Genomic DNA, 8,525 nt, shown 5'->3' with positions numbered 1-8,525 from the left:
ACGGCGGCGACCGCGGGGACGGCGGCGACCGCGGGGACGACGGGCCGCGGCGGCTCGTACGTCCCAGTGGACCCCGCGGACTGGCCCCGCAGCCGTGACTCGATGGCCCGCGCCATCCGCGCCTCGGCCACGCCCGAGCGCGACGACCGGCTCTTCCCGGGCGACATCGGCCAGTTCGCCGACGGCGGTGGGCTCGGGGTGGCGCATGGCGCGGCAGGTGTTCTCCACGTGCTCGACCAGACCGGCGCCGGGCGGTTCGAGGCCGGGGAGGAGTGGCTGCTCAAGCACACCGCCCCGCCCCCGCGCGGCACCCCGCTCGGCTTCTACGACGGGCTCGCGGGCGTGGCGTACGTCCTGGAACGGCTCGGCCACACTGAGCGGGCACTGGAGCTCATCGAGCGGGTCCTCGACGAGAAGTGGCAGCGCCTGGCGCCGGATCTGCACGGTGGCCTCGCGGGCGTCGGTCTGACGCTTGACCACCTCGCCCGGGCGACCGGCGAGACGGGGCTGCGCGAGCGGGCCGACGAAGCGGCGCGGCTGCTCGCCGACCGGCTGGGCGGGGCGGCCGGGGCAGCCGGGGGAGCCGGGGCACGGCTGACCGGCAAGCGGGCCGGGCTGCTGCACGGCGCGACCGGCCCGGCGCTGCTCTTCCTGCGGCTGTACGAGCACTCCGGCGACCCGGCGCTGCTCGACCTCGCCGCCACCGCGCTCCGCCAGGACCTGGACCGCTGTGTCCGGGACCGGCACGGCACCCTGCTCGTCGACGAGGGGTTCCGCACCATGCCGTACCTGGGCGCGGGAAGCGTCGGGATCGGGACGGTCCTCGACAGCTGGCTCGCGCACCGCGCCGACGACGACTTCGAGGCGGTACGCGGCGGCATCGCGGCCGCGGCGTCGCTGCGCTACTACGCCCAGCCGGGGCTGTTCAACGGCCGCGCCGGGATGGTCCTGCACCTCGCCCGCACCACCACCCCGGACCTCGCGCCCGAACGGCTCGCCGCGCAGATCGCGGGCCTGGGCTGGTACGCCGTGCCGTACCAGGGCCAACTCGCTTTCCCCGGCGAGCAGATGATGCGCCTTTCGATGGATCTGGCCACCGGAACCGCGGGCTGCCTGCTCGCGCTCGGCGCGGCCTGCGCGCCGCCGCACGCCGAACCGGTCGGCCTGCCCTTCCTGCCGCCGCTCCGGCGGCCCTAGAACCGGCCCCCGCAAGGGGGTCGCAGCAAGAAAACGCAAGGAATCGTAAGAAAACCCATCCCCAGGGATATTGAGAGAGAGGAACGACCATGACACTGCTCGACCTCCAGACGCTTGAGACCGAGGAGTCCGAGGACTTCGGTGGCGGTGGCGGCGGCGAGAGCAGCGTGAGCCTGCTGCTCTGTGACAAGCACAGCTCGCACAGCAACCTCCTGTGCCTGTGACCTGACCGGTCCGCACCATCGCGGTCCCGGCGGCATCACCCGCCGGGACCGCGCCCCGCGGGGATCGGCCCACCGCTACCCGCGGCCCCGCGCCGGGCTTCCGGACCGGCGCGGGGCGCTTCGCGACTGCCCGAACGACACCCCACTCGCGAGCAGACGAGGACCTGCCCCGCATGGCCTCTTCCATCCCGGCGGACACCACTGCCGCAGACCCCGCCACGACCACCCCCGACGGGTCCGCCGGCCGCCCCGGTGAGCGGTTGTTGCGGGGGGCGCTGCGGCACAGTGCGGGGCGGGTCGTCGCCGTCTTCTGGTTCACCACCGCGTCCGCCGCCGTCGGGCTCGCGCTCCCCGCCGTGCTCGGCCGTACGCTCGACGTCCTGCTCGCCGACCCCCACGGCGCCGAGGCCCGGCGCTGGGTGCTCGCCAGTGCGGGGCTCACCTGTCTGCTCGTGGTGCTGGACGCACTGGACTCCCTCCTCACCGGCACCGCCAACGCCCGCTCGATCGCCTGGCTGCGCCGCCGCCTGCTGCGCCATACGCTGAGCGCCGGGACGCGCGCGGGGCGGCGGACGGCCGCCGGGGATCTGGTGACCCGGCTCGTGGGCAACGCCGCGCAGGCCGGGACCGCGCCGACCGCGCTCGCCTCCGCGCTGGCCGCCGTCATCACCCCGGTCGGTGGGCTGGTCGCGCTGGCGCTCATCGACCCGTGGCTCGCCCTCGCCTTCGTCCTCGGGCTGCCGCTGCTCGCCGTTCTGCTGCGCTCGTTCGTCCGGGACACCACCGACAGCGTCGCCCGCTACCAGCACAGCCAGGGCGAGATCGCGGGCCGCCTGGTGGAGGCGCTGGGCGGGGCGCGGACCATCGCGGCGGCCGGGACGGGCGGCAGGGAGCGGGCGCGGGTGCTCGCGCCGCTGCCCGAGCTCAGCCGACAGGGGCATCGCATGTGGCGGGTCCAGGGGCGCTCCGCCGCGTGGGCCGCCGCGATCGTGCCGTTGCTGCAGATCGCCGTGGTAGCCGTGGCCGGGCTGCGGCTGACGGCGGGGGAGCTGAGCGTCGGATCTCTGCTGGCCGCCGCCCGTTACGCGGTGCTGGCCACCGGCATCGGCATGCTGGTCGGCCACCTCAACGGCCTGGTGCGCAGCCGCACCGCCGCCCGTCGCTTCGCACCCGTCCTGGCCGAGCCCGCCACCGCGTACGGCACGCGCTCGCTGCCGCCGGGGGACGGGACGCTGGAGCTGCGCGGGGCCCGGGCGGTGCGCGGCGGGCGCGAAGTGCTGTGCGGGGTCGACCTGGTGGTGCCGGGCGGGCGCTGCCTCGCCGTGGTCGGCCGCTCCGGGTCCGGCAAGTCGACACTGGCCGCGATCGCCGGGCGGCTCGCCGACCCGGACGGCGGCGAGGTGCTGCTCGACGGCGTGCCGCTCCCCGAGCTCACCCACGACGCGCTGCGCCGCGCGATCGGCTACGCCTTCGAACGCCCGGCGCTGCTCGGCGGCACCATCGGCGGGACCATCGCGCTGGGACCGGCCCCGTCCCCGCCCGGCCGGGTCGTCGAGGCGGCGCGTGCGGCCTGCGCCGACGACTTCGTACGGCTGCTCCCGGACGGGTACGAAACACCGGTCGCGGACGCCCCGCTGTCCGGTGGCGAGACCCAACGCCTGGGGCTGGCAAGGGCGTTCGCCCATGAGGGCAGGGTGCTGATCCTTGACGACGCCACGTCGAGCCTGGACACCGTCACCGAGCTGCGGGTGACCCGGGCCCTGGCCGGCCGCCTCCTGGGCGCCCGGCCCCGCACCCGCGTGATCGTCGCCCACCGCGCGGCGACGGCGGCCCGCGCGGATCTGGTGGTCTGGCTGGAGGACGGGCGGGTACGGGCGGCGGGGCGGCACGCCGAACTCTGGGCGCTGGACGGCTATCGGGCGGTGTTCGCCGCGCCGGATGTGCCCGACGGGCCGGATGTCCCCGACGGGCCGGATGTGTCCGACGGGCCGGATGTCCCCGAGAGGCCGAATGTGCTGGATGTGCCGGATGCATTCGACGAGCCGAACAGATCCGAAGCGCCGCAAGCGGACGGGGGAGTTCAGGGTGGCTGAATCCGCGCCGGACAAAAAGGGCGGCCGGATTGGGGCGCGCGGGGCTAGACCGGGGCCATATGCCGAGGGCATTCGCTTTCTGCGCGAGCGGCGCCGGGTGCTGTGGCGGCTCGCGGCGTGGTCGGTGCTGGAATCCGGACAGACCTTCCTGAGCGGATACGCGCTGGCCCGGGCGCTGGACGACGGCTTCCTGGCGGGGGACCGGGGCATCGGTCTTGCCTGGCTGGGGCTCGCCGCGCTGGCCGTGGCCCTTGGCGCGTACGGCACCGGCCGCGTCTACCGCGCGATGGCCGCCCTCGTCGAGCCGCTGCGCGACGCGCTCGTACGCCGGGTGGTGACCCACGCCGTGGGCGGTGCGGGTGGCGGGCGTACGGAAGGTGGAGGTGCGGGCGGGGGCACTACGGCGGTCTCCCGGCTCACCCACCAGGTGGAGATCGCCCGGGACACCTTCGCCGGTCTGGTCATGGTCTCCCGCTCGTTCGTATTCGTCGCCGCCGGCGCCCTGGTCGGCCTCTTCTCGCTCGCCCCGGTCCTGCTGCTCGTCGTCCTGCCGCCGCTGGTCCTCGGGCTGGCGCTGTTCCTGGCGACGCTGCGCCCGATGGCCCGCCGTCAGGAGGCGTTCCTCGAAGCGGACGAGAACATCGCGGAGACGCTGGGCGCCGTCGCCTCCGGGCTGCGGGACATCACGGCGGCGGGGGCGGAGGAGCCGGTCGGGGCGGACGCGGGGGGCCGGATCGACACCGAGTATCGGGCGGCCCGCGCCCTCGCCCGGTGGGGCGTGGTGCGGGTGGTCGCCATCGGGGTCGGCGGGCGGCTGCCCGTCGTACTGCTGCTGGTGGCCGCCCCGTGGCTGCTGGGGCGCGGAGTCACGACGGGCGCGCTGGTAGGCGCGCTGGCCTACCTCCAGCAGTCGCTGCTACCCGCCCTCCAGAGCCTGATGCAGGCCCTCGGCACGGGAGGCTCCCGGCTGGCGGTGGTGGTCAGGCGGCTGGCCGGGACGGCGCCGGACGGGGGCGGGGCGGGCCCGGCGCTCGCTCCGGGGCCGGCGGTTCCGGACGGAACGGTGGCGCGCCCCACCTCCCCCGCCGTCGAGTTGCGCGCCGTCACCTTCGCGTACGGCGACCGGGCCGCCCCGGTCGTCGAGGGGCTGGGCCTCGACGTCCCGGCGGGCGGTCATCTGGCCGTGGTCGGGCCGAGCGGGATCGGCAAGTCCACACTGGCGGGGCTGATCGCGGGGCTGCTGGAGCCGCGGTCGGGCGAGGTCCGGGTGTGTGGGGAGCCCGTACGGGGGTCCGGCGCCGTACGGGCGGCCGCGCTGCGGGTGCTGATTCCGCAGGAGGCGTACGTGTTCTCCGGCACTCTCGCCGACAACCTCCGCTATCTGTGCCCCCAAGCAGGCCCGGGTGCCCGCACGGACGCCGAACTCGCCGCTGCCGCCGAGGCCGTGGGGCTCGACGTGCTGCTGTCGCGGATCGGCGGGCCGTACGCCGACGTCGACCCCGGCGCCCTGTCCGCGGGGGAGCGCCAGCTGATCGCGCTCGCCCGCGCGTATCTCTCGCCTGCCCCCGTGGTGCTGCTCGACGAGGCGACCTGCCATCTCGACCCGGCCGCCGAGGCCCGCGCGGAGCGGGCCTTCGCGCGGCGGCCCGGCACCACCCTGATCGTGATCGCCCACCGCGTGAGCTCGGCGCGCCGCGCCGAGCGTGTGCTGGTCATGGACGGCCGGCAGACGGTCTGCGGCCGCCATGCCGAGCTGCTGGAGCGCTCACCGCTCTACCGCGACCTCGCGGGAAGCTGGGGAGGCCCGGGGGACTCGGGGCACCTGCTGGGCGCCGGGGCGTCAGACCCAGCCCTCGCCCCGCGAGATGCGGATGGCGTCCACCCGGTTGCGCGCCCCGGTCTTCCGGGTGATGGCGGCCATGTAGTTGCGTATGGTCCCGTTGGACAGATGCAGGCTGCGGGCGATCTCGGCGATCGAGGCGCCTTCGGCGGCCAGTGAGAGCACGCTCAACTCGCGTGCGGTCAGCGGCATTTGGGCCGCCTGGAGAAAGCCGTAGCCCAGGGAGTCGTCGATGAAACGCTCCTTGTTCGCGACGCTCCGGATGGCGTCCAGCAGCCGGTCGGGCGAGGCGTTCCGGTCGATGTAGCCGAGCGCCCGCGCCTCGTGGGCCCGCCGTAGCGGCCCCGGCCGCTCCGCGTCCGCCAGCACCAGCAGTTCGCACCGGCCGTCCTTGCCGGTTCTCCCGCCGGATATCCCCTCGGATATCTTCGCTAACTCCCCTTTTCTCGTGGCCCCGTCGGAGCCCGGACAGTCCGTGTCCACCACGCATACGTGCGGTCGAACGGCGCGGGCTCGACTACGCGCGTCGCACCACGATGTCGTCGTCACCTCGATGTCCGGTTCGGCTTCGATCAGTGCTGCCAAACCGGATCGCAGCAAACGAGAGTCGTGCACCAGAAGTACCCGGATCACGTGCTGTCCCTCCAACCCCGTACGGTTCGCCCGGTTCCGGGCATCGTTGATGAATACCGGGGTTACCCCTGTCATGAACGCGCATATTGAGCCAACGGGGGGCGCACAGGCGCGCAAAAGGCCTCATTCATGCTTATCTGCCCTCGCGTGCGCCGTCTGCGCCCTCGCGCGCCCCGTCCCGGGCGGTCAGGTCGATGAGCCGGCAGACCGTCTCGATGTCGATCTTCACCTGGGCGATGGAGGCGCGCCCCGACAGCCAGGTGATCAGCGCCGAGTGCCAGGTGTGCTCGATGACCCGCACCGCGGACAGCTGCTCGGGCGTCGGCGGCCCGTCCAGTCCCATCGCGTCGAGGATGATCGCGGTGGTGAGCCGGGAGACGGTGTCCACCTCCGGGCTGACCGAGCGGTCGGCGAAGGTGAGCGCCCGGACCATCGCATCCGCGAGATGGGGTTCGCGCTGGAGCGCCCGGAAGGCGCGCATCAGGGTCTGGGCGACCCGGGTGGTCGGCTCCTCCTCGGTCGGGGGGCGTTTGCGCAGCGCCTCGTGCATATGCTGCAGCTGGTCCTGCATGGTGGCCACCAGCAGATGGACCTTGGAGGGGAAGTAGCGGTAGAGGGTGCCGAGCGCCACGCCGGAGTTCTCGGCGACCTCGCGCATCTGCACCGCGTCGAAGCCGCCGCGGCTGGCCAGCCGGGCACTGGCGTGCAGGATTCGCCGACGGCGCGCCTCCTGCCGCTCGGTCAGCTGCAGGGAGGCCGGCTTGGCTTCTGCGGTCATCTGTCTCACTTCGGTGCGGTACAGCCACTGAAACTCGTTCTAGATTAGCGCGGTGGCTCGCCCGCCACACCGGCGTTTGCGCAGTTGAGACAGGTGGCGGCCCTACTGGCGAGTATCAGGGCCGGCCGGCCGCGCCCCGCCCGAACCTCCCCACCTGCACCCGCAGTGGTGCGGATCACCCGTCCCGGCCGCGGTGCCGATGTCCTGACCAGGTATCTTCAGGACTTCTCGGGCGATCCGATAGTGAAACTTGTTCTAGATAAACGCGAGCGGTTACGCTCCCGCTCAGTTGCACCTAGGAGGGGGCGCGAGTGACCGCTGAGGCCGCGCAGAAGACCGGGACCGAACCGCTGCCCGACCCGCCTCCAGCCACCGTCGACAGGGATCCGGACCGACCGCTGCGGATCGCGCTGCTCACCTACAAGGGGAATCCATTCTGCGGGGGCCAGGGTGTCTACGTACGTCACCTCTCCCGCGAACTCGCCCGGCTCGGCCACACCGTGGAGGTCATCGGCTCCCAGCCGTACCCGGTCCTCGACGACCAGGAGGGCGTCACCCTCACCGAGCTGCCCAGCCTCGACCTCTACCGGCAGCCCGACCCCTTCCGTACGCCCCGGCGCGAGGAGTTCCGCGACTGGATCGACGGCCTGGAGGTCGCCACGATGTGGACCGGCGGCTTCCCCGAGCCGCTGACCTTCAGCCTGCGCGCCCGCCGCCATCTGGCCGCCCGGCGCGGCGAGTTCGACGTCGTCCACGACAACCAGACCCTCGGCTACGGCCTGCTGGACCTGGACCGCGTCGGCTTCCCGCTGGTCACCACCATCCACCACCCCATCACCGTCGACCGGCAGCTGGAGCTGGACGCCGCGCCCGACTGGAAGCGCCGCGCCTCGGTGCGCCGCTGGTACGGCTTCACCCGGATGCAGAAGCGGGTGGCCCGGCGGCTGCCCTCCGTACTCACCGTCTCCGGCTCCTCCCGCCGGGAGATCGTCGACGACCTCGGGGTGCGCCCGGGCCGGGTGCACGTGGTGCACATAGGCGCGGACACCCGGCTGTTCTCCCCGGACCCCGCCGTGCCCGAGGTGCCCGGCCGGATCGTCACCACCTCCAGCGCCGACGTACCGCTCAAGGGCCTGGTCCACCTCGTGGAGGCGCTGGCGAAGGTGCGCACCGAGAACCCCGACGCGCATCTGGTCGTCGTCGGCAAACGCCCCGAGACCGGCCCGGTGGCCGAGGCCATGGACCGGTACGGGCTCGAAGGCGCCGTCGACTTCGTCAAGGGCATCAGCGACGCCGAACTCGTCGACCTGGTGCGCGGCGCGCAGATCGCCTGTGTGCCCTCGCTGTACGAGGGGTTCTCGCTGCCCGCCGCCGAGGCCATGGCCACCGGCACCCCGCTGGTCGCCACCACCGGCGGCGCCATCCCCGAGGTCGCCGGGCCCGACGGTGAGACCTGCCTCGCGGTGCCGCCCGGCGACGCGGGCGCGCTCGCCGCCGCGCTGAACCGGCTCCTGGACGACGCGGAGCTGCGCCGCAAGCTGGGCGCGGCGGGCCGTGAGCGGGTCCTGACGCACTTCACCTGGGAGCGGGCCGCAATGGCCTCGCGGTAGCGCTCCACCGTGCCGATCGCGTCCTCGACCTGGGCTGCGGCGCCGGCCGGCACGCCTTCGAGTGTTACCGGCGCGGCGCGCAGGTCGTCGCCCTCGACCGCAACGGCGAGGAGATACGGGAGGTCGCCAAATGGTTCGCCGCCATGAAGG

7 protein-coding genes and 1 pseudogene are annotated in these 8,525 nt (G+C 73.9%); 6 read left to right on the top strand and 2 right to left on the bottom strand.

Annotated elements, in window-relative coordinates; all coding sequences use genetic code 11:
* The 4 genes from CCN51_RS37305 to CCN51_RS59715 form a co-directional block, all read left to right on the top strand.
* Positions 1-1,197 (top strand): lanthionine synthetase LanC family protein (locus CCN51_RS37305; RefSeq protein ID WP_170061352.1); only part of this gene is annotated, 1,197 nt, incomplete at its 5' end.
* A gap of 89 nt (positions 1,198-1,286) precedes the next feature.
* Positions 1,287-1,421, top strand: coding sequence for a SapB/AmfS family lanthipeptide (locus tag CCN51_RS37300; protein ID WP_014180165.1), 135 nt, complete (start codon positions 1,287-1,289; stop codon positions 1,419-1,421).
* A gap of 173 nt (positions 1,422-1,594) precedes the next feature.
* On the top strand, positions 1,595-3,514 hold the full coding sequence (locus CCN51_RS37295) for an ABC transporter ATP-binding protein (protein ID WP_014180166.1): 1,920 nt from the start codon (positions 1,595-1,597) through the stop codon (positions 3,512-3,514).
* Positions 3,450-5,513 (top strand): ATP-binding cassette domain-containing protein, encoded by a 2,064-nt coding sequence (locus tag CCN51_RS59715; RefSeq protein WP_405384346.1) that lies wholly within the window; start codon positions 3,450-3,452, stop codon positions 5,511-5,513. Before CCN51_RS37295 ends, CCN51_RS59715 begins: the two co-directional genes overlap by 65 nt.
* On the opposite strand, the pseudogene CCN51_RS37285 reads toward CCN51_RS59715, so the two are convergent.
* A pseudogene (locus CCN51_RS37285) lies at positions 5,439-6,062 on the bottom strand (response regulator transcription factor); the annotation flags it as partial. The gene CCN51_RS59715 and the pseudogene CCN51_RS37285 sit on opposite strands and share 75 nt — an antisense overlap.
* Before the next feature lie 58 nt (positions 6,063-6,120).
* On the bottom strand, positions 6,121-6,765 hold the full coding sequence (locus tag CCN51_RS37280) for a TetR family transcriptional regulator (RefSeq protein WP_014180169.1): 645 nt from the start codon (positions 6,763-6,765) through the stop codon (positions 6,121-6,123).
* A 311-nt stretch (positions 6,766-7,076) separates the two neighbouring features.
* Here CCN51_RS37280 and CCN51_RS37275 point away from each other — a divergent pair, with 311 nt between their 5' ends.
* Together CCN51_RS37275 and CCN51_RS37270 are read left to right on the top strand one after the other, a co-directional pair.
* Entirely contained in the window at positions 7,077-8,375 is a 1,299-nt protein-coding gene (locus tag CCN51_RS37275; protein WP_086860605.1) for a glycosyltransferase family 4 protein, read from the top strand.
* On the top strand, positions 8,345-8,525 hold a 181-nt coding region (locus CCN51_RS37270; RefSeq protein ID WP_143675998.1), incomplete at its 3' end, for a methyltransferase domain-containing protein. The genes CCN51_RS37275 and CCN51_RS37270, both read left to right, overlap by 31 nt.

The organism is Streptomyces milbemycinicus (assembly GCF_002154605.1).
GTDB lineage: Bacteria > Actinomycetota > Actinomycetes > Streptomycetales > Streptomycetaceae > Streptomyces > Streptomyces milbemycinicus.
The sequence above is the reverse complement of the archived record's forward strand: the minus strand, read 5'-3'. Positions and strand labels throughout refer to the sequence as shown.

Coding starts and splice junctions, on each gene's coding strand:
- CCN51_RS37280 (WP_014180169.1), bottom strand. CDS start 6,765: ATGACCGCAGAAGCCAAGCCGGCCTCCCTGCAGCTGACCGAGCGGCAG.
- CCN51_RS59715 (WP_405384346.1), top strand. CDS start 3,450: ATGCATTCGACGAGCCGAACAGATCCGAAGCGCCGCAAGCGGACGGGG.
- CCN51_RS37295 (WP_014180166.1), top strand. CDS start 1,595: ATGGCCTCTTCCATCCCGGCGGACACCACTGCCGCAGACCCCGCCACG.
- CCN51_RS37300 (WP_014180165.1), top strand. CDS start 1,287: ATGACACTGCTCGACCTCCAGACGCTTGAGACCGAGGAGTCCGAGGAC.